Genomic DNA, 24,908 nt, shown 5'->3' on the forward strand with positions numbered 1-24,908 from the left:
AAGCCCCGTAAACCGGGGCTTTCGCGTTTTTGCGCGGCGGGGTTTTGCTGGGTTGTGCACGGATTTTGCCGGTGGGCGGCATGCGCGATTGCAGGTCAGGGTGCTTTGCGGTGGTGCATGCGGCCCCCAAAAGCATCGCGGGCAAGCCCGCTCCCACAATGGCCCAGGTGATCCACAAATCGTGTTCACACCCCATTACCCTGTAGGAGCGGGCTTGCCCGCGATTGGATCTGACCGACAATAAAGAGCTCGGGCTATTCAGCCCTCATCCCCCTCATCATCATCCCCACCATCGACCTTCATCCCCAGCTCCTTGATCTTGCGCGTCAGGGTATTACGCCCCCAACCCAGCAACACCGCCGCATCACGACGACGGCCAGCGGTGTGCTTGAGCGCGGTCTCGATCATGATCCGTTCGAAGGCCGGCACGGCGCTGTCGAGCAGGCTCGACTGGCCGCGAGCCAGCGCCTGGTCAGCCCATTGGCGCAGCGCCTGCTCCCAGTTGGTCACCGGCGCCGAGTCCTGCGGCAGGTTCAGCAGTTCAGGCGGCAGGTCGCTGATGTGCACCTCGCGACCGGAAGCCATGACCGTGATCCAGCGGCAGGTGTTCTCCAACTGGCGAACGTTGCCGCCCCACGGCAGGTTCTTCAGGTATTCCTCGGTTTCGCTTTTCAGCAACTTCGGCTCGACCGCCAGTTCCTGCGCGGCTCGGCTGAGGAAATGCTTGGCGAGGGTCGGGATGTCTTCGCGACGGTCCGACAGCCGTGGGATGTGGATGCGAATCACGTTGAGGCGGTGGAACAGGTCTTCGCGGAATTTCCCGGCGTGCACCAGGGTTTCCAGGTTCTGGTGGGTCGCGGCGATGATGCGCACATCGACCTTCACCGGCACATGACCGCCGACGCGGTAGAACTCGCCGTCGGCCAGCACGCGTAGCAGGCGAGTCTGGGTGTCTGCCGGCATGTCGCCGATCTCGTCGAGGAACAGCGTGCCACCGTCGGCCTGTTCGAAGCGCCCACGGCGCAGGTTGGCCGCGCCGGTGAACGCGCCTTTTTCATGGCCGAACAGCTCGGACTCCATCAGGTCCTTGGGGATCGCGGCCATGTTCAGGGCAATGAACGGCGACGCCGCCCGTGGGCTGTGGCGGTGCAGGGCATGGGCGACCAGCTCTTTACCGGTCCCGGATTCGCCGTTGATCAGCACCGTGATGTTGGAGTGGCTCAAGCGCCCGATGGCGCGAAACACTTCCTGCATCGCCGGTGCTTCGCCAATGATTTCCGGGGTGCGGGTCAGGGTCGGCACCACTTCCAGGCCTTGCTGTTCCTGGGCGTGCTGGTTGGCACGCTTGACCAGCGACACCGCCTCGTCCACATCGAACGGCTTGGGCAGGTACTCGAAGGCGCCGCCCTGATAGGAGGCGACAGCGCTGTCCAGGTCGGAGTGCGCGGTCATGATGATCACCGGCAACCGTGGGTGTTGCTCGCGAATCCGCGCCAGCAGGTCCAGGCCACTGGCCCCGGGCATGCGGATATCGGAAATGATCACGTCCGGCTGCTGGCGCGCCAGGCGGCTCATCACGCCATCGGCGCTGTCGAAGCTCTGGGTGGTCATGCCTTCCTGTTGCAGGGCTTTTTCCAGGACCCAGCGGATAGAACGGTCGTCATCGACGATCCACACGGTTTCACTACGGCTCATGTCGATGTGGCTCCTTGTTCCAGTGGCAGAAAGATCGAGAAGGTGGTGTGGCCTGGGTGGCTGTCACATTCGATCAGGCCCTGGTGCTGGCTGATGATGTTCTGGGTAATGGCCAGGCCGAGTCCGGTACCGTCCGGACGACCGCTGACCATGGGAAAGAAAATGGTTTCCTGGAGTTCCGCAGGAATGCCCGGGCCGTTGTCGATAATCTCGATCTTGGTCACCAGGCGATGGCGCACGTGGCCGATGGTGAACTGGCGCATGGCGCGGGTGCGCAGGGTGATACGGCCCAGGCGCAGCTCGTTCTGGCTGCTGATGGCCTGCATCGCGTTGCGCACAATGTTCAGCACCGCCTGGATCATCTGTTCGCGATCAATCAACACGTCGGGAATGCTCGGGTCGTAATCGCGCACCAGAGTGATGCAGCCCTGGCTTTCGGCTTCGACCAGTTGGCTGACGCGCTCCAGCACTTCGTGAACGTTGCACATGGCCAGTGACGGCAGCTTGTTGGAGCCGAGCATGCGATCGACCAGGTTTCGCAGGCGATCGGCTTCCTCGATGATCACGTTGGTGTAGTCACGCAGGCTGTCTTCGGGCAGCTCGCGGGCCAGCAATTGCGCGGCGCCACGGATGCCACCCAGCGGGTTCTTGATCTCGTGGGCGAGGCCGCGCACCAGCATCTTGCTGGTTTCCTGTTTCGACAGCTGCGCCTCTTCCTTGGTGATGCGCAGGAGGCGATCGCGCGGATGGACTTCCAGCAACAGCAGGGTGGCGCCGTTGGCCAGGATCGGTGTCACTGCGTAGTCGACGGTCAGGGTCTGGCCGGTGAGGGCGGTGAGCATCGCTTCGCGCTTGGTGAACGGGTGCGCCTGCTCGACCGCCTGGCGCAGGGAATTCAGCGCTTCGGTGGATTCGGTGAACAGCTCGCTGATGAATTGCCCATGGCTGCGCTGGCCGCTGATGGCCAGGAGCATTTCCGCTGCCGGGTTCATGTACTCGAGGCGCAGTTCGTCGTCGAGCAGGATGGTGGCCGTGGTCAAGTTGTCGAGTAGCAATCGGTGCAGTGCGTCGCTAATGGTCATCTGGACCTCTTTTGGAGCAGGGCGCGCGCATGGATACCGCGCTGATGCATGGAAAATGCAAAAACCAAACCAAGGCTCCGAAAAGAAGCGTTTGGCGCCTGAAACAGGCGTTTGACGCTCAATGTTGTGGCGTTATGCCAGCTTTTACGGGTGTTTTCGAACCAAAATGGGCTGGTACGTGAATGCGGTGCAGGCATTTGCACCAATATAGTGCGTAAAGCGAGATGGCGTCAGAAGAAGGGCAGGAAGGTGCTTTTTTCTTCTTCCGGTTTGTCCTTGAGCGGGCATTCCGGTCGCTGGCCGTAGTCGGTCAGCGTGCAGGGCTGGACTTTGCGTTTCTGCGCAAGGGAGATGCGTTGCATGTGGAAGGGTTGATTGGCCGTGCGTTCGACCGTGCGCCCCTGCTCGTCGAGAATCTCGATGGACAGTTGATGACTGCCGCGATCAATGTTGGAAAGGGCGAACACCGGGCTGGGGCCGGGTTCGGCGGTGGGTTGGCCGTCGAGGAGCAGGCGGTAGCGATGGCCGGCTTGCAGGCCGGGTTCGCTGGTGATGCTGACGATCAGCTCGCCGGTGCTGCTGCGGATGGTGGCGTCGGGTTCGGGGATCAGGACCCTGAGCATGTTGTAGTGGAATACGGCCTTGGGCGCGGCGTTCTTCTCGGTTTTCGGCGGTGGCGCGGCGGTCGGGGTGGCAGACATGCGATTGCTCTTGGTCAGTGGCACTCGCTTGGCGTTGCTGGTCCCCGGTTGATCGGTAAACACCCGATTGCCTTCGGCATCGGTGTAGGTGAACACCTCGGCGGATACGGGCAGCGCGATCAGGCAGGCGCTGAGCAACCACACTCTCACGGCTTATGCACCCGTTGCAGGGTGAAGGTCACGCTGGGGCTCTGCTGGACGACGTTTTCCCCGTCGATCACCTGCACCGCCAGGCTGTGGGTGCCGCGATCAATGTTGACCAGTTGCAGGATCGGCACGTTGCTCGGCTGGCCGTATGGCTGATCGTCCAGCAGCAGGCGCAACAGATGCGGGCCTTGCAGTCTGGGCTTGATCAGTACGGTGACGGTGAAGGTGCCATTGTTGGCGCGCAGGGCTTCGCTGGTGGGCAGGTTGGTCAGCTCCAGCACCTCGTAGGCACTGCGCGGGCGCTCACTGCTGGACGCTTCGGCTGGCGGAGCCGGCGGCGCCTGGCGCTCCACGCTGTTGAGTGGTGGCAATTCGACCGGCTGCGCCTGCACGCCATCCGGTGGTTGATTGCTGTAGGCGGTGTTGCCGGCAGCGTCGGTGTACTTGTAGATCTGCGCTGCGGCGGGCAGAGCGATCAGCAGCAGGATGAGCAGAAAACCACGACCCATGAACTCGACCAGAAATGAAGGCGTTGGGTTGCAGCATAGGTCAGGGTTGGGGGAATTCTCCAGCATAAGGCTTAACTGTGGGAGCGAGCCTGCTCGCGATGAACGATAACGCGGACTTCCTGAAGGCTTGCATCGCCTGTGCATTTTTCGCGAGCAGGTCGAATCGTCGCACCGTCGCTCCCACAGAGAGCCCGACAGGCGCTTTGATGGCGGGCATAAAAAAGGCCTCCCGAAGGAGGCCTCTCTTTTTGTCACGCCGCTTGCGCAGGCGACAAGGTATCAGCAGCTGTAGTACAGGTCGTATTCCAGCGGGTGTACGAAGGTACGGACCTTGATTTCTTCTTCGCTTTTAAGAGCGATGTAAGCGTCGATGAAGTCGTCGGAGAACACGCCGCCCTTGGTCAGGAACGCACGGCCCTTGTCCAGCTCTTCCAGGGCTTCTTTCAGGCTGCCGCAAACTTGTGGGATCTCTTTGGCCTCTTCAGGCGGCAGGTCGTACAGGTTTTTGTCAGCAGCATCGCCAGGGTGGATCTTGTTCTGGATGCCGTCCAGGCCAGCCATCAGCAGTGCAGCGAACGCCAGGTACGGGTTGGCTGCTGGATCCGGGAAGCGTGCTTCGATACGGCGGGCTTTCGGGCTCGACACGTAAGGAATACGGATCGAAGCGGAACGGTTGCGAGCCGAGTAGGCCAGCATTACCGGAGCTTCGAAGCCTGGTACCAGACGCTTGTAGGAGTTGGTAGCCGGGTTGGTGAAGCCGTTCAGGGCCTTACCGTGCTTGATGATACCGCCGATGAAGTACAGGGCGGTGTCGGACAGGCCGGCATAACCTTCACCTGCGAAGGTGTTCTTGCCATCTTTCCAGATGGACATGTGCACGTGCATACCCGAACCGTTGTCACCGTACAGCGGCTTAGGCATGAAGGTAGCGGTGCGGCCGTAAGCGTCGGCAACGTTGTGCACGACGTACTTCAGGGTTTGGGTTTCGTCGGCTTTCTTCACCAGGGTGTTGAACTTGACGCCGATTTCGTTCTGGCCGGCAGTTGCCACTTCGTGGTGGTGAACTTCGACGGTCAGGCCCATTTCTTCCAGTGCGTTGCACATGGAGGTACGGATTTCGTGGTCGTGGTCGAACGGTGGAACCGGGAAGTAGCCGCCTTTGACGCCTGGACGGTGGCCCTTGTTGCCGCCTTCCACGTCCTGGTCGGACATCCACGAACCTTGTTCGGAGTAGATCTTGAACATCGAGCCCGAGATGTCGGACTTGAATTTCACCTGGTCGAAGATGAAGAACTCTGGCTCTGGACCGGCGAATACGGTGTCACCGATGGCGGTGGCCTTCAGGTACTCTTCGGCGCGCTTGGCGATCGCACGTGGGTCGCGGTCGTAGCCCTGCATGCTCGAAGGTTCGATGATGTCGCAGACCAGGATCAGGGTCGGCTCTTCGGTGAACGGGTCCAGGACGGCGGTATCGTCTACCGGCATCAGGATCATGTCGGAAGCTTCGATGCCTTTCCAGCCAGCGATGGAGGAACCGTCGAACATCTTGCCGACTTCGAAGAAGTCGTCATCCAGCGCGTCGCGAGCCGGCATGGTCACGTGGTGCTGAGTGCCGCGGGTGTCCGTGAAGCGCAGATCAATCCACTTGACGTCATGATCTTTAATGAGTTGAACCGACTTCGACATACTGTCCTCCGGGGTGGCTTAGGGCGGGTAGTGGATGCCCATAATGTTTGTGATGCCGGCGCGAATACTCTGCCAAGGCAACCTGCCTCACAAGGGAGCAAATTGCATGCCAGTGCCCCAGCATGGGTTTTTCGCCCCAATATCACGTTTATAAAGGCTTGCAGGCGCAAAACCGCAAAATTATCGCCCTACAATGTAGCGCCATAATTCATAAATGACCTGTTTTGGTGCACGCAAAACCTTATGCACATTAATTGGTTAAACCTTGAGCAATTTCCGCTATAATCCGCGCCCCCCTTTTTCGGCAGGCCCTGCGCGCGCTGTTTTCATGAAACTAATCGTAAAAGTCTTCCCCGAGATCACCATCAAGAGCCGCCCGGTACGGACGCGTTTCATCCGTCAGCTGGCCAAGAACATCCGTGCCGTGCTCCGCGATCTGGACCCGGCTGTGGTGGTGAACGGCGTGTGGGACAACCTCGAGCTGGAAACCCGCGTAGAAGACCCCAAGGCCCTGAAAGAGATGGGCGAGCGCCTGAGCTGCATGCCGGGCATCGCGCATTTCCTGCAGATCGACGAATACCCGCTGGGCGATTTCGACGACATCGTCGAGAAGTGCAAGCAGCACTACGGTGATGCACTGGCCGGCAAGATCTTCTCGGTGCGCTGCAAGCGTGCCGGCAAGCACCCGTTCAGCTCGATCGACATCGAGAAGTACGTCGGCAGCCAGTTGCGCCGTCAGTGCGGTGCCGCCGGGATCGACCTGAAAAAGCCGGAAATCGAAGTTCGTATCGAAGTTCGCGACCAACGGTTGTTTGTCATCCACAGCCAGCACAATGGCATCGGTGGTTATCCGCTGGGTGCCCTGGAGCAGACGCTGGTGCTGATGTCCGGTGGTTTCGACTCCACCGTGGCGGCCTACCAGATCATGCGCCGCGGGTTGATGGCGCACTTCTGCTTCTTCAACCTGGGTGGGCGTGCCCACGAACTGGGTGTGATGGAAGTCGCGCATTTCATCTGGAAGAAGTACGGCAGCTCGCAACGCGTGTTATTTGTCAGTGTGCCGTTCGAGGAAGTGCTGGGCGAAATTCTCGGCAAAGTCGATAACAGTCATATGGGCGTGGTATTGAAGCGTATGATGTTGCGCGCTTCCTCGCAGATTGCCGAGCGCCTGCACATCGACGCGCTGGTGACCGGCGAAGCGATCTCCCAGGTGTCGAGCCAGACGTTGCCGAACCTGTCCGTGATCGACTGCGTGACCGACAAGCTGGTGCTGCGCCCGCTGATCGCCAGTCACAAGCAGGACATCATCGACACTGCCAATGAAATCGGCACCGCCGATTTCGCCCGGCACATGCCGGAGTACTGTGGGGTCATTTCGGTCAACCCGAAGACCGCCGCCAAGCGCTACCGCGTCGAGCACGAAGAGAAAGAATTCGACATGGCGGTGCTCGAGCGTGCGCTCGAAAACGCCAAGCTGGTGCCGATCGACCGAGTGATCGACGAGTTGGGCCAGGACATTCAGATTGAAGAAGTCAGCGATGCGCTGGCCGGTCAGATCGTGATCGACATCCGCCACCCGGATGCCGCCGAGGATGACCCGCTGGAACTCGCTGGCATCGAGGTACAAACGATGCCGTTTTATGCACTGAACGCTCGTTTCAAGGAACTGGACCCTACTCGCCAGTACCTGCTGTATTGCGACAAAGGCGTGATGAGTCGCCTGCATGCCCACCATCTGCTCAGTGAGGGGCATGCCAATGTGCGCGTTTATCGACCGAGCTAAGTGCCCGGGGCTGTTTGCCTGTGGCCTGCGTCACCGGCCCCCCGACGCCACCGTCAAGCTGTAACGGCTTTCACGGACGCTACTGTTAATCGCTGCCAAGACTTGTCAGCACACCGAATCCTCTGATCGAGATACACAAGTGATCGAAAATCTACGCAACATCGCCATCATCGCCCACGTTGACCATGGTAAAACCACCCTGGTAGACAAACTCCTGCGTCAATCCGGCACCCTGGAGCGCAACGAGCTCAACGACGAGCGCGTGATGGACTCCAACGACCAGGAAAAAGAGCGCGGCATTACCATTCTGGCGAAAAACACCGCCATCAACTGGAACGGCTACCACATCAACATCGTGGACACCCCGGGCCACGCCGACTTCGGCGGCGAAGTAGAGCGCGTAATGTCGATGGTCGACTCCGTTCTGCTGCTGGTTGACGCTCAAGACGGCCCTATGCCGCAAACCCGTTTCGTGACCAAGAAGGCTTTCGAAGCCGGTCTGAAGCCAATCGTCGTGATCAACAAGGTCGACCGTCCGGGCGCGCGCCCTGACTGGGTTCTGGACCAGATCTTCGACCTGTTCGACAACCTGGGGGCCACCGACGAACAACTGGACTTCCAGGTTGTTTACGCTTCGGCCCTGAACGGTATTGCCGGTCTGGACCACACCGCTATGGCGGAAGACATGACCCCGCTGTACCAAGCGGTCGTCGACCACGTTCCAGCGCCGAAAGTTGACCGTGACGGTCCTTTCCAGATGCAAATCTCGGCACTGGACTACAACAGCTTCCTGGGCGTTATCGGTGTTGGCCGTATCGCTCGTGGTCGCGTCAAACCGAACACTCCGGTTGTCGCTATCGACGCCGACGGCAAGAAGCGCAACGGTCGTATCCTGAAGCTGATGGGTCACCACGGCCTGCACCGCATCGACGTTGAAGAAGCTGCCGCCGGCGACATCGTCTGCATCAGCGGTTTCGACGAGCTGTTCATCTCCGACACCCTGTGCCATCCGGACACTGTCGAGGCGATGAAGCCTCTGACCGTTGACGAGCCAACCGTTTCCATGACCTTCCAGGTAAACGACTCGCCATTCTGCGGTAAAGAAGGCAAGTTCGTGACCTCCCGTAACATCAAGGATCGTCTGGACAAAGAGCTGCTGTACAACGTTGCACTGCGCGTTGAAGAAGGCGACTCGGCTGACAAGTTCAAGGTGTCCGGCCGTGGTGAGCTGCACCTTTCGGTACTGATCGAAACCATGCGTCGCGAAGGCTTCGAACTGGCCCTGGGCCGTCCTGAAGTGATCATTCGTGAAGTTGACGGCGTCAAGCAAGAGCCGTTCGAAAACGTCACCATCGACATCCCTGAAGATTCCCAGGGCAAGGTGATGGAAGAGATGGGTCTGCGTAAAGGCGACCTGAGCAACATGGTGCCGGATGGCAAAGGCCGTGTGCGTCTGGAATACAACATCCCTGCTCGTGGTCTGATCGGTTTCCGTAACCAGTTCCTGACCCTGACCAACGGTGCTGGCATCCTGACCTCGATCTTCGATCGTTACGCTCCAGTGAAGTCGGGCCACATGTCCGGCCGTCAGAACGGCGTTCTGGTTTCGGTTGAAACCGGCAAGGCACTGACCTACTCCCTGGAAACCCTGCAGGCTCGTGGCAAGCTGTTCGTAGAACACGGCCAGGAGATCTACAACGGTCAAATCGTTGGTCAGAACAGCCGTGACAACGACCTGGGCGTCAACCCTACCAAGGGCAAGAAGCTCGACAACATGCGTGCTTCGGGTAAAGACGAAACCATCGCCCTGGTTCCACCTGTTCGCTTCACCCTGGAACAGGCTCTGGAATACATCCAGGAAGACGAGCTGTGCGAAGTCACTCCTAAGTCCATCCGTCTTCGCAAGAAGATCCTGGACGAAAGCGAGCGTACCCGCGCTGCCAAGAAAGCCAAGGCTAACTAAGCCAGGCTGAAACGAAAACGCCCCCGGTCGAAAGGCCGGGGGCGTTTTTGTTTGTCTGGGGTTTTTTGGTGCCTGTGCTGGCCTCATCGCGAGCAGGCTCGCTCCCACAATGGTCCTGTATTCACAACTCAAAATGTGGGAGCGAGCCTGCTCGCGATGGGTTGGGTCAGGCGCCGCAAAATCAGCTGTCAGGCATCAAACCACCGAAACGCCAGATAGGCCTCTGCCATCTGCCGTAGCAAAACCTTGTCCGCCTTGCTGACAACCCCATCGCCATCCACATCGCCATTGGTAAAGGAATCCAGCTCGCCGTCATTGTCGCCGTCGTACGCCGCGGCGGACCGGATGCGAATGGCAGTGCCGGGCGTTCCGTCGTCTTCGCTGAATCGCAGCGTGACAACGTTGGGAGAACCGTCCTTGTGGTGGTCGGTGGCACCGATCTTGAGGTATCGCTCCCAGTTATCACCCTTGTTGAACCAGTTGAGTTGCAAAAAGACCTCGGCAAAACGGGTCAGCAGCAATTGATCCTGGAAATCCTGTTTTCCGTCGCAATTGATATCGCCGGCGAAGCCGAACTCGATCCGGCCATCAGCGGACATGTCCAGGGCAAAGGCTTCGTGAACCTGGTTGGCCGGGCCGTTGTGAAAGTGCAGGAGCACGGCGTCGGCCTTGCCATTGCCGCTACGGTCCTGGGCGGTTGCCTTTAAATAACGCATGAGCATCTTCTCTGGAGAAATGATGCTCCACACTAATGACTGGGCGAGGTTTGTTCTGTCGGGCGGGAGTTTACGGCGTATAGGAATTGGCGACGCGAACCCATGGCCAAGTTACCCTGGCCCTGTCAGAGCAATCGGCAGATCAGAACCGCTCGATGCTGCGCGAACCGCGTTCACGCTCGACTTCCTTGGGCTTGTACGCGCAATACCCTGGCCGCGGGCCGATTTTCGGGTGGTTGCGGCAGGTGTCCGGGCGCTTGTCATAAATGGTGCACAGGCGGCTCTTACGATCCAGGTAGTAGCAATCGTTGTTGCTCATGCGCTGCAGCGTGAAGATGCCGGTTTTCTGGTTGAAGCGCTCCACCAGACCTTCCTTTTGCAGGCGCTTGGCGATGTTCTTCGGCGGGTCGCCCAGTTCGAATTCGTCGACGATGCCAATGCGGATCAGGTCCTTGATCTTGACCTCGACCGGCAGGGTGCAGCAACTGGACACGCACGAGCCGCACATCGGGGCGGAGTACTTGGCCCAGGTATCGAGGCGATCGATCTCGGCGGCGGCGATCAGGTTGGGCTTCATCATCGGTTGTTACCAGGCGTGTGCATCAGGGCGCGCGATCATACCGGGACTGGTGGATTTTTGAACAACCTTTCGCCAGATTTTTTAATTGCGGGCCCTTCAATGGAGTTATCCGGCACGGCCCCTGCATTCATTCAGGCACACGACAATTGAATGCCGCGCTATCTCGCACTTCCAGGAAAAACTGACGAACCAGAGGCCCTGCCGTCTGTCAGACCGTCTAGGCTCAACAATTCCCGCTCGCTCGAGGTCCTATTCGATGACTCAAGAACCACTTGTTCGCGAAGCAGAGGTGGCCGCATTTCGCGACGCCGTCTTGACCAAACTCACCTACGCGGTGGGCAAAGACCCGGATCACGCCTTCGACCACGACTGGTTCGAAGCCATTGCGCTGGCGGCGCGCGATCACATGGTCGAGCACTGGATGGACCACACCCGGCAGATCTACCGCAAGGGTCAGAAGCGGGTCTATTACCTCTCCCTGGAATTTCTCATCGGCCGGCTGCTCTACGACAGCCTGAGCAACCTCGGCCTGCTGGATGTGGCCCGCGAGGCCCTGACCGAGCTGGGTGTCGACCTGGAGCGCATCCGCCTGCTGGAGCCCGACGCGGCGCTGGGTAACGGCGGTCTCGGTCGCCTGGCCGCCTGCTTCATGGAAAGTATGTCGAGCCTGGGCATTGCCGGTCACGGCTATGGCATTCGTTACGAGCACGGCCTGTTCCGCCAGGCGATCGTCGATGGCTGGCAGCAGGAGCAGACCGAGCACTGGCTGGACTTCGGCAACCCCTGGGAATTCGAGCGTCCGGAAGTGGTGTACCCGATTGGCTTCGGTGGCAGCGTTGAAACCGTCACCGACGAAAACGGCAAGACCAAACAAGTCTGGTCGCCAGGGGAAACCGTGCGCGCCATTGCCTACGACACCCCGGTGGTCGGCTGGCGCGGGGCGAGCGTCAACACTCTGCGCCTGTGGCGGGCCCGGGCCATGGAAGACCTGCACCTGGAGCGCTTCAACGCCGGTGACCACCTGGGCGCGGTCGCCGAAGTGGCGCGGGCGGAAAGCATTTCCCGCGTGCTCTACCCGGCCGACAGCACCGAAGCCGGCCAGGAACTGCGCCTGCGCCAGGAATACTTCTTCGTCGCCGCGTCCCTGCAGGACTTGCTGCGCCGCCATCGCAACATGCACACCTCGGTGCTGACCCTGGGCGATCATGCCTCGATCCAGCTCAACGACACCCACCCCTCGATTGCCGTGGCCGAGCTGATGCGGCAGTTGGTCGATGTTTATGACGTCGAATGGGGCGCGGCCTGGGAAGTGACCGTCGCCACGCTGTCCTACACCAACCACACGCTGTTGCCCGAGGCGCTGGAAACCTGGCCGGTGGGGTTGATGGAGCGCATGCTGCCCCGGCACATGCAGATCATCTACCTGATCAACGCCCAGCACATCGACTCGCTGCGGGCCAAGGGCATCCATGATTTCGACGTGCTGCGCGCGGTGTCGCTGATCGAGGAAGACAACGGCCGCCGGGTACGCATGGGTAACCTCGCCTTCCTCGGCTCCCACAGTGTCAACGGTGTGTCGGGGCTGCATACGCAGCTGATGCGCAAGACGGTGTTCTCCGAGCTGCACAAGCTCTACCCGACGCGGATCAACAACAAGACCAACGGCATTACCTTCCGCCGCTGGCTGTACCAGGCCAACTCGGAACTGACCTCGATGCTGGTCGATGCCCTCGGCCCGGACCTTCTGGATCACCCGGAAGAGCGCCTGCAGGAGCTGGAGCCGTTCGCCGAGAAACCGGCATTTCGCAAGGCGTTCGCCGAGCAGCGCCTGCACAGCAAGAAAGCCCTGGCCTACCTGATTCACGAGCGCCTGGGTGTGGCGGTCAACCCGGCGGCGATGTTCGACGTGCAGGTCAAGCGGATTCACGAATACAAACGCCAGTTGCTCAACCTGCTGCACACCGTGGCGCTGTACCAGGCCATTCGCGCCGAGCCGGAAATCGACTGGGTGCCGCGGGTGAAGATCTTCGCCGGCAAGGCGGCGGCCAGCTACCACCAGGCCAAGCTGATCATCAAACTGACCAACGACATCGCCCGGGTGGTGAACAACGACCCGACCGTACGTGGCCTGCTCAAGGTGGTGTTCCTGCCCAACTACAACGTCAGCCTGGCGGAGAGCATCATCCCGGCGGCGGATTTGTCGGAGCAGATTTCCACTGCGGGCTTCGAGGCCTCGGGCACCAGCAACATGAAGTTCGGCCTCAACGGCGCGCTGACCATCGGTACCCTGGACGGCGCCAACGTCGAGATGTGCGAACGCATCGGTGCCGAGCACATGTTCATCTTCGGCCTGAGCGCGCAACAGGTGGAGGCACGCAAGCAGAACCACGAGTTCAATGCGACGCCGGACATCGCCGCGTCCCGGCGGTTGGGGGATGTACTGCAAGCGATCCGCGGCGGGGTGTTCTCGCCGGATGATCCATCGCGCTACACCGGCCTGATCGACTCGTTGATCGACTACGACCGCTTCTTCGTCTGTGCCGACTTCGATGCCTACTGGGAGGCGCAGATGCGTGTCGAGGCCCATTGGCACGATTCCGAGGCCTGGTGGCGCTCGGCGGTATTGAACACCGCCCGGATGGGCTGGTTCTCTTCCGACCGGACCATTCGCGAGTACGCCACCGACATCTGGAAGGCCCTGGAGTAACTTTCCGCAATAATTGCGAGCCAGGCCCGGTGGTTGCCGGGTCCGGTCGATATACTCAGCGCCGGTTACACCGGGCAACAGGCAGGGCAAGCGACTGTGTGGTTTCACACTAGACTCAGCCCAATACTGCTTTGCCCGGATTTGCCCCAAGAAGGGGCCGCTTAGGGATATTGACCATGCAATGGATGTTCATGTTGATTGGGCTGGTGCTGGGCTGGATGCTCGATGAGTCGTTCAGCGATGCACTGCTGGGCGCGTTGCTCGGCCTGGGCATCGGCCAGGCCATTCGCATCGGCCGCCTGGACGCGCAGGCAGCGCAGCAGCGCGTGTTGCTGGAACAGGCGCAGGCGACGCTCAACGCCGTTCAGCAACGCCTGGCCGTACTGGAAACGGCTGACGGCCAAGCGCCGCCGTTCGTTGAAGAGCCCCGCGTCGATGAGCCCGCCTTCACGCTCGAGGAAGTGCCGGCCCCGGCCACCGAGCTGGTGTGGGAACTGCCGCCCGAGCTGGAACCGGATTCCCCACCGCAACCCCGTCGCCCCGTATCCGACGATGCCTGGACCGCCGCCCGCGAACCCTCCGCGCCCAATGCGCCGAATGTGCTCGAGCGCGCCTTCGCCGCTGCGCGTAATTGGCTGCTGGGCGGCAACACGGTACTGCGTGTCGGCGTGGTACTGCTGTTTTTCGGCCTGGCGTTCCTGCTGCGTTATGCCACCGAAGGCATGGTGGTGCCGCTCGAACTGCGCTATGCCGGGGTCGCGGCGAGCGCGATGGCGCTACTGGGCCTGGGCTGGTGGCTGCGTGGGCGCAACCGCAACTATGCGTTGATGCTGCAAGGCACCGGGATTGGCGTGTTGTACCTGACGGTGTTTGCCGCGATGCGCCTGCACCCGCTGCTGGATCCGACTGCCGCGCTCGGGCTGCTGGTGGCGGTGACGGTGTTCTCCGCGATCCTGGCCATCACCCAGGACTCCCTGGCGCTGGCCTGCGCCGCCGCATTGGGCGGTTTCGCCGCGCCGATCCTCACGTCCACCGGCGCTGGTAGCCATGTGGCGCTGTTCAGCTATTTCGCCTTGCTCAACGCGGGCATCCTCGCCATTGCCTGGTTCAAGGCCTGGCGCCCCCTCAATGTGATCGGTTTTGTCGGAACATTCGGTATCGGCTTTACCTGGGGCCTGCGCTCCTACACGCCGGAACTGCTGTGGAGCACCGAACCGTTCCTGATCCTGTTTTTCCTCATGTACCTGGCCATCGGCCTGTTGTTCGCCCGACGCAAATTGCTGGAGCGGGGTGATGCGCCGTCAGGTGATGACCGCGAGGCGTTGCTGCAATGGTCGGCGCGCAAGGGCGACTACGTTGACGGCACGCTGCTGTTCGGCCCGCCGCTGGTGGGCTTCGGTCTGCAATTCGCGCTGGTCCAGCACCTGGAGTTCGCCGCGGCGTTCAGCGCCCTGGCGCTGGGGATTGTGTACATGGGACTGGCCCGTGTGCTGTTCACCGGGCGCACGTTGCTGCTGGCGGAAACCTGCCTGGCCCTGGGCGTGATTTTCACCAGCCTGGCGATTCCGCTGGGGCTGGATGCGCGCTGGACGACCGCGGCCTGGGCCGTTGAGGGTGCAGGGATTTTCTGGCTCGGCCTGCGCCAACAGCGGCCGATGGCTCGTGCCTTTGCCCTGCTGCTGCAACTGGGCTCGGCGCTGATGTTCGCCAGCGAGCTACGCGCCGGCGACGTCAGCCTGATCGCCGGTGCACCGCTGGGCGCATTGCTGCTTGGCGTCGCGCTGCTGTTCAGCTTCCACCAATTGCACAAGGCCGAGCCTGAGCAGACTCGCGATTGGGAGCGTCGTGGCCAACCGGTCCTGGCCGGCCTGGGCCTGGCATTCCTCTATCTGCTGGCGCCGTTGTTTTTCCTCGTCCATGGCACCGCGATTGCCTGGGCCCTGGCGGGGCTGGTGACGCTGTTTGTGGGCGCGCGCCTGCCATCACGCACTGTTGTGCTGGGCGGCTTCATCGTGCAGTTGCTCGCTGGTGCGATGTTCCTGGTGGCCGGCTCGGATTTTCTCGCCACCCTGGCCCGCGAAGGTTTGCAGCCGCTGGCGCATGAACGTTTCTGGGCGCCGTTGGTGTTGGGGCTGGCCGGGTTGGTCGGCGCCTGGCGCTTGCAGCGGGAACGCCCGGCGCCCGTGTTGAACCAGCGGCTGGCCGATGTGCTGCTGGTGTGGGGCGCGCTCTGGTGGGCGTTGGCGTGGAGCAGCGAAGTGCTGCGCTTTGCCCCGGTGAACGTGCAGACGACTTTGTTGCTGGTCGTCGCCGCAATGAGCGTCGCGTTGTGGTCGGTGTTGGCGTTGCGCCTGAAATGGCCGGCACTGGCCGTGGTCTGCACGGCCCTGATGCCCGTCGCGGGCCTGGTGTTGCTGGCGGCCTGGCACTCGCGTTATCACCCGGCGGCCGGTTTTGGCTGGTTGGCCTGGACGGTGCTGTTCGTAGTGCATTTCATCTCGTTGCGCCGCCTGGCGCCGATGCTCTCGGCGCGTGCCCTGGCTGTGGCCCATGTGCTCGGCTGCTGGCTGTTGATCGGTGTGCTGGCGCTGGAATTGCGTTTCGTCCTTTTGATGCTCTCCGAGCAATACAACGCCTGGCGCTGGTTGGGCTGGGCGATCCTGCCGAGTCTGTACCTGGTGCTGATGGCGGCCCCGCGTGCCTGGCCCTGGCCGGTGTCGGCCTATCCGCGTGAGTACCGCCTGTACGCGGCGGCGCCTTTGGCGTTGCTGATGCTCGGCTGGTTCTGGCTGGCGAACAGCTTCAGCAGCGGGGCCGCCGAGCCACTGCCTTACGTGCCCTTGCTCAACCCGCTGGAACTGGGCCTGCTGTTTGCACTATTGGGGATATACGTATGGGCCCGCAGCGCGGCGCACTCTCTTGCGCTGCGCCAGGACACCGTCGACTACCTCACGCAGGGGGTGATCGGTGTATCGCTGTTCGCCTTCTTCACCGCGCTGGTGAACCGCACGGCGCACCATTGGGGCGGCGTGCCGTTCGAGCTGGAGACGTTGCTTGCCTCGATGCAGGTGCAGGCAGGGTTGTCGATCGTCTGGACCCTGATGGCGCTGGGCCTGATGATCGGTGGTCATCTGCGCGGTCGTCGCGAAGTCTGGCTGATTGGCGCGGCGTTGATCGGCGTGGTGGTGGCGAAACTGTTCTTTGTCGAATTGAGTAACCGTGGCGGGCTCGCCCGGATCGTCTCGTTTATCGGCGTGGGTGTCTTGCTGTTGGTGGTGGGCTATTTCGCCCCGTTACCGCCCAAGCGTGCCGACGCCGTGCCGGACTCTGAAAAACCGGCCCCGCAAACCGAAGGAGTGTCGTCTTGAGTCAGAAGCTGAGCCGGGTCTGGTTGGGCGCTGTTGCCGTGGGGATGGCGCTGTCGGCCAGCGCGCAGGAACAACCGGCGGACTTCTCCACGCAAGTGCCGCTGACGCTAAGCGGTGAGGGGCCGTGGTATCGCCTCGAGGTGCCCCTGGCCATACAGCTCAACGCCAGCCAAACCGACCTGAGCGACCTGCGGGTGTTCAACGCTGGCGGCGAGCCACAGGCCTATGCGCTGGCGCGGGAAACCGTGCAGACCGGGGAAAACGTCGCCTTGACCGACGTGAAGTGGTTTCCGTTGTACAACGACGCGGACGACAACGAGCGCGCGCCGAGTGTGCGAGTGCAATCCAATGCCAACGGTGCCCTGGTGGAAGTGCAGCCTTCCAGCCAGTTGGAGGCCGGTGAAGAGGTGCTGCGCGGCTGGTTGCTCGACGCCAGCGCGATCAAGGCGCCGTTGCAGCAACTGATCCTCGACTGGACCAGCGAGCGCGACGGCTTCCAGCGATTCAGCATCGAGGCCAGTGACGACCTGCAGCATTGGCAGTCGTGGGGCGATGGCCAGGTGGCGCGATTGACGTTCGCCGACGAGCGGGTCGAACAGCATGAAGTCGGTTTGCCGGGGCAATCGGCGCGGTATCTGCGCCTGTTGTGGAGCACACCTGCGTCTGCGCCGACGCTGACCTCGGCACAACTGCAAAGCGCCACCGCCCGCAGCCTGCCGTTGCCGCTGGTGTGGTCGCAGGCATTGGCGGGCACCCGCGAGAAGGCCGGCGAATACACCTGGCAATTGCCGATGGGCTTGAATGTCGAGCGCTTGCAGGTCGAACTGGAACAGCCAAACAGTCTGGCGCCGGTGACCCTGGCCGGACGGCTGGACAGTCGGCGGCCCTGGCAACCGCTGGGTGGTGGCCTGCTTTATCGCCTGACCCAGAACGGTCAGGACGTGGTGCAGAACGAATTGCAGCTGCCGGGGCGAACCGTGCAGCAGCTGAAGTTGATGGTGGACGAGCGGGGCGGCGGCCTCGGTGAACAGGCGCCGAACCTGAAGTTTGCCGTGCGCGCCACGCAACTGGTGTTCCTCGCCCGCGGTGCCGGGCCCTACACTCTGGCGCTGGGCAATGCGACGGTGAAGGCGGCGAACCTGCCGTTGACCACGCTGATTCCCGACTACAGTGCGGCGAAGTGGGCAACGCTTGGGCGGGCGACGGTGGATGCCGAGGTGGTGAGCACGCCAGCCTCGACGGCGGTGGGGGCGGCGACTTCGGACACCGACTGGAAGAAATTCGGGTTGTGGGCGGTGTTGCTGCTCAGTGTGTTGTTTCTGGGGGCGATGGCGTTCAGCTTGTTGCGCAAGCCGCCGGCAAAGACCTGAGGCGGGTGCTGCGCACCCTGATCGCGAGCAAGCTCGCTCCTACAGGTCCAGCGTCAATCCTGTAGGAGCGAGCTTGCTCGCGATGAGGGCATATCGGCCAGTGAAAATGCCGGTTTCGAACTACGCTAAACCCCGCGCATGAACTCTATTGGGCGTATCACGTCTGATAGGAGGAAATGCGCCTCGACTCGCGTTAAACTGCGCGGGTTTTTAGCCCCCCCATTCCACCGGAGCCGTCCATGTCCCGCGTTACCCTGAGTCGCTATTTGATTGAGCAGACCCGCAGCAACAACACTCCTGCCGATCTGCGCTTCCTGATCGAAGTGGTGGCGCGTGCCTGCAAGGAGATCAGCCACGCCGTGTCCAAAGGCGCCCTGGGTGGTGTTCTGGGCAGCATGGGCACTGAAAACGTCCAAGGCGAAGTGCAGAAGAAACTCGACGTGATCTCCAACGAGATCCTGCTCGAAGCCAACGAATGGGGCGGTCACCTGGCCGGCATGGCGTCCGAGGAAATGGACAACGCCTACCAGATCCCGGGCAAATACCCGAAAGGCGCCTACCTGCTGGTCTTCGACCCGCTGGACGGTTCGTCGAACATCGACATCAACGCCCCGGTCGGCACCATCTTCTCGGTGCTGCGTTGCCCGAACGAATACCTGAGCCAGAACGAAGCGCTGAACGAAAAAGCCTTCCTGCAGCCAGGCACCCAGCAAGTGGCCGCCGGTTATGCGATCTACGGCCCACAGACCATGCTGGTGCTGACCCTGGGCGATGGCGTCAAAGGCTTCACCCTGGACCGCGAAATGGGCAGCTTCGTGCTGACCCACGAAAACATCACCATTCCTGAGTCCACCCAGGAATTCGCGATCAACATGTCCAACCAGCGCCACTGGGAAGCCCCGGTTCAGCGCTACGTCAGCGAGCTGCTGGCCGGTGACGAAGGTCCGCTGAAAAAGAACTACAACATGCGCTGGGTTGCCGCGATGGTAGCGGACGTGCACCGCATCCTTACCCGTGGTGGCCTGTTCATGTACCCACGCGATGCCCGTGAGCCTTCCAAGCCGGGCAAACTGCGCCTGATGTACGAAGCCAACCCGATGTCGTTCCTGGTCGAGCAGGCCGGTGGCGCATCCACCAACGGCCACCAGCGCATCCTCGACATCCAGCCTGAAGGCCTGCACCAGCGTTGCGCAGTGTTCCTGGGCTCGAAAGAAGAAGTGGCCCGCGCCACGGCCTACCACAAGGAGTAAGCCATGACCTCGCCCTGGCAGCCGGTGCTTGAATGGTGGTTCGGAACAGCCGGATCATCCAGGGAAGTGGCGGCGCAGAAGGGCGGTTTATGGTTCGGCAAGCGCGACAGTCAGGACCTCGAGGCGCGGGAGCGTTTCGGGGACCTGGTGGAGCAGGCACTGGCCGGCGGATTGACCGAATGGGCGCAACGCCCCGAAGGTTGGCTGGCCCTGGTGTTGCTGCTCGATCAACTGCCGCGCATGCTCTTTCGCGACTCCCCCAAAGCCTTTTCCGGTGACAACAGGGCCCAGGCCCTGGTGGCGCAAGGCATCGCCGCGGATTTCGACCGGCAATTGCCGCCGATCCAGCGGGTGTTCATCTACATCGTGCTGGAACACTGCGAGCACCTGGCGGTGCAGAACGAATGCATCTCGCGCTACATCGACCTGCTGGAGCAACAGCCGGAGAGTGATCGAGGGTTGTTTGCCGATTACCTGGACTATGCCGAGAAGCATCAGAAGGTGATCGCGCAGTTTGGGCGGTTTCCTCATCGCAATGAGGTGTTGGGGCGGGAGTCTACCGTTGAAGAGCTGGAGTTTTTGAGTAAGCCTGGTTCAAGGTTCTGAATCTCTTTCGCCAGTGATGGCCTCATCGCGAGCAAGCCCGCTCCCACAGGGATCACTCTGAACCTGTGGGAGCGAGCCTGCTCGCGATTGGGCCGGTGAGGGTCCCTTAGATCCTGAAACTACCCACCAGATGCTTCAACCGCGCCGCCTGCTGCTCAAGATCCGCACACGCACGCAGTGTCGCCTGCAAGTTCTCCACACCTTCCTGGTTCAGCGTGTTGATCTCGTTGATGTCGACGTTGATCGACTCCACCACGGCGGTCTGTTCTTCGGTGGCAGTGGCGACTGACTGGTTCATCCCGTCGATTTCGCCGATGCGCTGGGTCACGCTGCCCAGGCGCTCACCGGCCTGGTTGGCGATGCCGACGCTGCTTTCGCTCTGGCGCTGGCTGTCGGTCATGGTGCTGACCGCTTCGCGGGCGCCGACTTGCAGCTCCTCGATCATCTTCTGCACTTGCTGCGCCGAATCCTGGGTGCGGTGCGCCAGGTTGCGCACTTCGTCGGCGACCACGGCAAAACCGCGGCCCGCTTCACCGGCGCGGGCGGCTTCGATGGCGGCGTTGAGTGCCAGCAGGTTGGTCTGCTGGGAGATGCTGGTGATCACTTCCAGAATCTGCCCGATGTTCACGGTGTTGCTGTTGAGCGTCTCGATGTTGCCGCACGAATCGCTGATTTTCGCCGACAGCTGATGCATGGCGGTGATGGTTTTATCCACGGTCTGCTGGCCGTCTTCGGCCAGTGCGCGGGCATCGCTCGAATGCTGCGAGGCGAGGGCGGCGTTCTGGGCGATTTCCTGGGCGGCGGCGCCAAGCTGGTTGATCGCTGCGGCGACGCTGCTGGTGCGCGAAGCCTGCTGGTCGGAGTTGAACATCGACGAGTTGGAGGCCGCGACAACGCGCAGCGCCACTTCGTTGACCTGGCCGGTGGCCGAGGACACTTCGCGGATCGAGGTGTGGATACGCTCGACGAACCGGTTGAACGACAGCCCCAGCGCACCGAATTCGTCATGGCCGTGGATGGTCAGGCGCTTGGTCAGGTCACCTTCGCCTTCGGCGATGTCGTGCATGGCACGGCCCATGGTCAGCAGCGGCTGCATCAGGAAGCTGATGAGCATGCCCAGCAGGGTGATGATGATCACCACGGCAATCACCATGGCGATGATCGCCGAGGTGCGGAACTCGCTGAGCATTGCGAACGCGGTGTCTTGGTCGAGCACCAGCGCCACGTACCAGTCGGCCGATGGCACGCCGTTGACGTGGGTGAAGGAGATGAACTGGCGTTTGCCACCGATCTCGACTTCTTTCATGCCCGGGCTGACCTTGGGCGTGTCGTTCGGGTAGGCCTCGGCCAGGTTCTTGAGCACCAGCTTGGTGTCCGGGTGGATCAGGATCTTGCCGTCGGCACTGACGATGAAGGCATGGCCATGGCCGCCGAAGTTCAGCGAGTTGATGATTGCGCTGACGTTGGTCATGTCAATGTCGGCGCCTGCCACACCAATCATCTGGCCCTGGCGCTGCACCGGTGTTGCGACAGTGATCACCAGTTTGCCGGATGACGCCGCGATGTAGGGCTCGGTGACGATGGTCTGCTGCGCGCTGTTGGCCGCCTTGTACCAGCCACGGGCGCGTGGATCGTAGTCGGCTGCGCGGTTGCCCGCCGGAACCGAGAACATCACGCCATCGGTGCCGCCGAAATAGCTCAGCTGGAAGTTGCCGGTGTAGGCAGGCAGGTCAATCACGCGTTTCAGGCTGCTCAGGGCGCTGCCGTCGGCGGAGATCTGTTGCGACATCGACTGCAGCAATTGAATGCGGCTTTCCAGCCAGGTCTGGATGTTGCTGGTGGTCAGGCTGCCGAGTTCCTGCATGGAGGATTCGGTGTTGCTGCGCAGGGATTCACGCTGTCGGTAGTCGTTGAACAGAATGAAACAGGCAAATGCAACGGCCACCACGAGGGCGGCAGCCAACAGAATTTTGTGGCTGAACTTCATGTTTCTGGTCATTAAATGAACTACCGCAAAAGGGCTGGTCAAGAAGGGCGTCAGTTTGCCATCACAAAGGGCTTTACGCTGCCTTTTTTGTCGACGGGGCGGCGCCAAAGATTAGGCGCATTTGGCCAAACCCGACGAAATGCGCAACAGCGCTGCAAAGTGGCTGATTTTTCGGTGAAAGACAGACGAGCGGCCCAAGAAATAGGCAACGGGTCAGGGAACCCGACAGGGGTTTTCACTTCTAAGCTTCTGCTTGGCAGTTTGCCATTCCCCTTCGCTCCAGGAGTTTCACCATGTCGCTGCGCTCCATCGCTGTGCTTTCGTTCTGCGTATTGTTGGTCGCGTGCGGCAAGGTCAATCAGGAAAACTACTCCAAATTGTCGACGGGCATGCCCAAGGCCGAGGTCGAAACCTTGCTGGGCAAGCCTACCGACTGCTCGGGCGCCTTTGGCTTGTCCAGTTGCACCTGGGGCGACAAGAACAGCTTTATCAGCGTGCAGTACGCCGGTGACAAAGTGATGATGTTTTCCGGCCAAGGCCTGAAGTAATCCGGGGCGTTGTGCCCGCGGGAGAAAAACAATGAAGCAGTTTTTGATCCTTCTTCTGGCCAGCCTGGTATTGGCTGGCTGCGCTACGACTGGCGAAGATCCGTTGGCGCCGAAAACCGTCAACAGCGTCAACCTGAAGAAGTACCAGGGCACCTGGTATGAGTTGGCGCGCTTGCCGATGTATTTCCAGCGCAATTGTGCGCAGTCCGAAGCGCATTACACGTTGAAGCCTGACGGCAATATCCTGGTGCTCAACCGCTGCCTGACGGCGGATTGGCAATGGGAAGAGGCCAAGGGCACGGCTTATCCACAGGTGCCGGGCAAGACTGACAAATTGTGGGTCGAGTTCGATACCTGGTTTTCGCGGTTGATTCCGGGTGTGGCGAAGGGCGAGTACTGGGTGTTGTATGTCAGCGATGACTACAAGACCGCCATCGTCGGCGACCCGAGCCGCCGCTACCTGTGGCTGCTGTCCCGAACCCCGACGGTCAATGGTGTGGTGCGTGAGGAGTTGCTGAGCAAGGCCCGCCAGCAGGGCTACGACACCACCCGACTGATCTGGCGCGCCACGGATACGCAGATGGCGAAGACGTCGAACTGATTGTTTATGTCGGCCTAAATGTGGGAGCGAGCCTGCTCGCGATGATTCAGTCAGTGACCTCGGTGTCGGCTGACACTTCATCGCGAGCAGGCTCGCTCCCACAGTTTTTTTGTGTTCCAAAAGTCGGTTTGTATCAGCCGAGCAATTCGCGCAACACCTGGGTAAACGCCCGGCTACTTTCCTCTTCCCCCGCATGCCGCCCATCGCGCACGACCCACTGGCCGTTGACCAGCACGTCGCGCACCTGACGATCGCCACCGGCGAACAGCCAACGATTGAGAATCCCGTCGCCACTGGCCGTCGCCAGGTACGGATCGTTGCCGTCCAGCACCAGCCAATCGGCACGCTTGCCGACTTCCAGTGCACCAATCGGCTGGCCCAGCGCCTGGGCGCCGCCGTCCAGGGCTGCGTCGTAGAGCGTGCGGCCGACCATCGGCTGATCGGCGCCATACAGGCGGTTACGCCGCTGGTCGCGCAGGCGTTGTCCGTATTCAAGCCAACGCAATTCTTCCACCACGCTCAACGACACATGGCTGTCGGAGCCAATGCCCATGCGCCCGCCCTGGGCGAGGAAGTCCACCGCCGGGAAGATCCCGTCGCCGAGGTTGGCTTCGGTGGTCAGGCACAGGCCGGCGATGGCGCGGCTTTTGGCCATGGACGAGACTTCTTCCGCCGTGGCGTGAGTGGCATGCACCAGGCACCAGCGCTGATCGACCTCGACGTTTTCATACAGCCATTGCAGCGGACGGCGCCCGCTCCAGCTCAGGCAGTCGTCGACTTCCTTCTGCTGTTCGGCGATGTGGATGTGCACCGGGCACTGCTTGTCGCTGGCGGCGAGCACTTCGCTGATCTGCTGCGGGGTGACCGCGCGCAGCGAGTGGAAACACAGGCCGAGCGATTGCGCTTTCTGTTGCGCCAGCAGTGGCTGCAAGCGTGACTGCAGCTTCAGGTAGTTTTCCGTGCTGTTGATAAAGCGGCGCTGGCCTTCGTTCGGGGTCTGGCCACCGAAGCCGGCGTGGCTGTACAGCACCGGCAGCAGGGTCAGGCCGATACCGGCGGCGCTGGCCGCCTGGCTGATACGCAGCGCCAGTTCGGCCGGGTCCGCGTAGGGTTGGCCGTCGGTGTCGTGGTGCACGTAGTGGAATTCGGCCACCGAGGTGTAACCGGCCTTGAGCATTTCGATGTACAGCTGGCGAGCGATGACGCCCAGTTGCTCGGGGCTGATTTTTCCGACGAGGCGGTACATCAAGTCACGCCAGGTCCAGAAACTGTCGTTCGGATTGCCCGCCACTTCGGCCAGGCCCGCCATCGCCCGCTGGAACGCGTGGGAGTGCAGGTTGGGCATGCCCGGCAACAGCGGACCGTTCAGCCGCTCGGCGCCATCTGCGTGGGAATCGGCCTGGATATGAGTCAGTACGCCCTCGGCGCTGACCTCAAGACGTACATTGTTGGCCCATCCACTAGGCAGCAGCGCGCGTTCGGCAAAGAAGGCGGACATGGTTCAGCACCCCATCGTGTGTTATTTGTATATACATATACAGACGTTTGCCTGCCCGGTAAACTCCGGCAAGCTAGCAATCTCAACCAGACGACCAAGGATCCATCGTGC

Annotated in this window: 18 protein-coding genes; 9 read left to right on the forward strand and 9 right to left on the reverse strand. The window is 61.5% G+C overall.

All coding sequences use genetic code 11. The features are described 5' to 3' along the window. Window positions 1–258: 258 nt before the first annotated feature. The 5 genes from ntrC to glnA all read right to left on the reverse strand — a co-directional run bounded on the left by ntrC (window position 259) and on the right by glnA (window position 5,820). Window positions 259–1,695: a nitrogen regulation protein NR(I) gene (gene ntrC / locus ABVN20_RS15450; RefSeq protein ID WP_368556576.1), complete on the reverse strand. Its 1,437-nt coding sequence runs from the start codon at window positions 1,693–1,695 to the stop codon at window positions 259–261. Then, window positions 1,692–2,777, reverse strand: a complete 1,086-nt coding sequence (gene glnL / locus ABVN20_RS15455) for a nitrogen regulation protein NR(II) (RefSeq protein WP_368556577.1) — start codon at window positions 2,775–2,777, stop codon at window positions 1,692–1,694. Before glnL ends, ntrC begins: the two co-directional genes overlap by 4 nt. Before the next feature lie 230 nt (window positions 2,778–3,007). Further along, window positions 3,008–3,628, reverse strand: coding sequence for a DUF4124 domain-containing protein (locus tag ABVN20_RS15460; protein ID WP_368556578.1), 621 nt, complete (start codon window positions 3,626–3,628; stop codon window positions 3,008–3,010). After that, on the reverse strand, window positions 3,625–4,134 hold the full coding sequence (locus tag ABVN20_RS15465; RefSeq protein ID WP_368556579.1) for a DUF4124 domain-containing protein: 510 nt from the start codon (window positions 4,132–4,134) through the stop codon (window positions 3,625–3,627). Before ABVN20_RS15465 ends, ABVN20_RS15460 begins: the two co-directional genes overlap by 4 nt. Window positions 4,135–4,413: 279 nt before the next feature. Next, complete coding sequence (gene glnA, locus ABVN20_RS15470) at window positions 4,414–5,820, reverse strand: type I glutamate--ammonia ligase (RefSeq protein ID WP_368556580.1); 1,407 nt, start codon at window positions 5,818–5,820, stop codon at window positions 4,414–4,416. A gap of 328 nt (window positions 5,821–6,148) precedes the next feature. On the opposite strand from glnA, the gene thiI reads away from it, so the two are divergent. Together thiI and typA are read left to right on the forward strand one after the other, a co-directional pair. Beyond that, complete coding sequence (thiI, locus tag ABVN20_RS15475; RefSeq protein WP_368556581.1) at window positions 6,149–7,603, forward strand: tRNA uracil 4-sulfurtransferase ThiI; 1,455 nt, start codon at window positions 6,149–6,151, stop codon at window positions 7,601–7,603. Window positions 7,604–7,742: 139 nt separating this feature from the next. Further along, window positions 7,743–9,566 (forward strand): translational GTPase TypA, encoded by a 1,824-nt coding sequence (gene typA, locus ABVN20_RS15480; protein ID WP_368556582.1) that lies wholly within the window; start codon window positions 7,743–7,745, stop codon window positions 9,564–9,566. Window positions 9,567–9,754: 188 nt separating this feature from the next. Here typA and ABVN20_RS15485 read toward each other — a convergent pair whose 3' ends face one another. Both ABVN20_RS15485 and ABVN20_RS15490 read right to left on the reverse strand, forming a co-directional pair. Further along, a complete protein-coding gene (locus ABVN20_RS15485; protein WP_368556583.1) occupies window positions 9,755–10,288 on the reverse strand; it encodes a hypothetical protein in 534 nt (177 codons plus the stop codon). A 136-nt stretch (window positions 10,289–10,424) separates the two neighbouring features. Continuing rightward, window positions 10,425–10,862: a YkgJ family cysteine cluster protein gene (locus ABVN20_RS15490; RefSeq protein ID WP_368556584.1), complete on the reverse strand. Its 438-nt coding sequence runs from the start codon at window positions 10,860–10,862 to the stop codon at window positions 10,425–10,427. 256 nt (window positions 10,863–11,118) lie between these two features. On the opposite strand from ABVN20_RS15490, the gene ABVN20_RS15495 reads away from it, so the two are divergent. The 5 genes from ABVN20_RS15495 (at window position 11,119) to ABVN20_RS15515 (ending at window position 20,163) form a co-directional block, all read left to right on the forward strand. Next, complete coding sequence (locus ABVN20_RS15495; protein ID WP_368556585.1) at window positions 11,119–13,569, forward strand: glycogen/starch/alpha-glucan phosphorylase; 2,451 nt, start codon at window positions 11,119–11,121, stop codon at window positions 13,567–13,569. A gap of 176 nt (window positions 13,570–13,745) precedes the next feature. Continuing rightward, a complete protein-coding gene (locus ABVN20_RS15500; RefSeq protein ID WP_368556586.1) occupies window positions 13,746–16,937 on the forward strand; it encodes a DUF2339 domain-containing protein in 3,192 nt (1,063 codons plus the stop codon). Beyond that, window positions 16,934–18,307 carry a DUF3999 domain-containing protein gene (locus ABVN20_RS15505; protein WP_368556587.1) on the forward strand — a complete coding sequence of 458 codons (1,374 nt, stop codon included), beginning with the start codon at window positions 16,934–16,936 and terminating at the stop codon, window positions 18,305–18,307. The genes ABVN20_RS15500 and ABVN20_RS15505 overlap by 4 nt, the downstream gene beginning before the upstream one ends. Before the next feature lie 239 nt (window positions 18,308–18,546). Beyond that, a complete protein-coding gene (locus ABVN20_RS15510) occupies window positions 18,547–19,557 on the forward strand; it encodes a class 1 fructose-bisphosphatase (protein WP_368556588.1) in 1,011 nt (336 codons plus the stop codon). 3 nt (window positions 19,558–19,560) lie between these two features. Next, window positions 19,561–20,163, forward strand: coding sequence for a DUF924 family protein (locus ABVN20_RS15515; protein ID WP_368556589.1), 603 nt, complete (start codon window positions 19,561–19,563; stop codon window positions 20,161–20,163). 106 nt (window positions 20,164–20,269) lie between these two features. Here the strand turns inward: ABVN20_RS15515 and ABVN20_RS15520 are convergent, their stop codons facing one another. Further along, complete coding sequence (locus ABVN20_RS15520; protein WP_368556590.1) at window positions 20,270–22,162, reverse strand: methyl-accepting chemotaxis protein; 1,893 nt, start codon at window positions 22,160–22,162, stop codon at window positions 20,270–20,272. A gap of 281 nt (window positions 22,163–22,443) precedes the next feature. On the opposite strand from ABVN20_RS15520, the gene ABVN20_RS15525 reads away from it, so the two are divergent. Both ABVN20_RS15525 and ABVN20_RS15530 read left to right on the forward strand, forming a co-directional pair. Next, complete coding sequence (locus tag ABVN20_RS15525; RefSeq protein WP_368556591.1) at window positions 22,444–22,698, forward strand: hypothetical protein; 255 nt, start codon at window positions 22,444–22,446, stop codon at window positions 22,696–22,698. Window positions 22,699–22,729: 31 nt separating this feature from the next. Further along, on the forward strand, window positions 22,730–23,299 hold the full coding sequence (locus ABVN20_RS15530; RefSeq protein WP_368556592.1) for a lipocalin family protein: 570 nt from the start codon (window positions 22,730–22,732) through the stop codon (window positions 23,297–23,299). Between the two features lie 133 nt (window positions 23,300–23,432). Here ABVN20_RS15530 and ABVN20_RS15535 read toward each other — a convergent pair whose 3' ends face one another. After that, a complete protein-coding gene (locus ABVN20_RS15535) occupies window positions 23,433–24,797 on the reverse strand; it encodes a formimidoylglutamate deiminase (RefSeq protein ID WP_368556593.1) in 1,365 nt (454 codons plus the stop codon). Window positions 24,798–24,908: the final 111 nt, after the last annotated feature.

This window comes from Pseudomonas sp. MYb118, from assembly GCF_040947875.1.
GTDB lineage: Bacteria > Pseudomonadota > Gammaproteobacteria > Pseudomonadales > Pseudomonadaceae > Aquipseudomonas.